1 protein-coding gene is annotated in these 290 nt (G+C 62.8%); it reads right to left on the minus strand.

Annotation, left to right across the window (positions count from 1 at the left end):
* Positions 1–169 precede the first annotated feature (169 nt).
* The coding region (locus tag QMX96_RS26780; RefSeq protein WP_282362732.1) for a metal ABC transporter permease at positions 170–290 on the minus strand (121 nt) is incomplete at its 5' end.

The raw sequence follows: 290 nt of genomic DNA on the forward strand, positions 1-290 counted from the left end.
GATAACGGGAGGCGAACGGCTTCATTCCTGCGACTCTCTATTTGCGCAAAAAGCGAGCAAGTCTACACCCAGCGCGCTGGCGCGAAAATAACTCATCAGGATGTAGCGGCGATTAAAATGTCGCAGGGCGCGACCCTGTCGGCCGCACCCTGCCCATGGGGCTGCGCGCTCAGCGCCGGGGCAGCGCCAGTCTCACCAAGAATAGCACTGCCGCACACACCACGATGGATGGGCCGGCCGGGGTGTCCTTGAACCACGACAGGGCCAGCACGCCACACACCGCCACTACG

The sequence above is a fragment of the Pseudomonas sp. PS01300 genome, assembly GCF_029960155.1.
Taxonomy (GTDB): Bacteria; Pseudomonadota; Gammaproteobacteria; order Pseudomonadales; family Pseudomonadaceae; genus Aquipseudomonas; species Aquipseudomonas palmensis.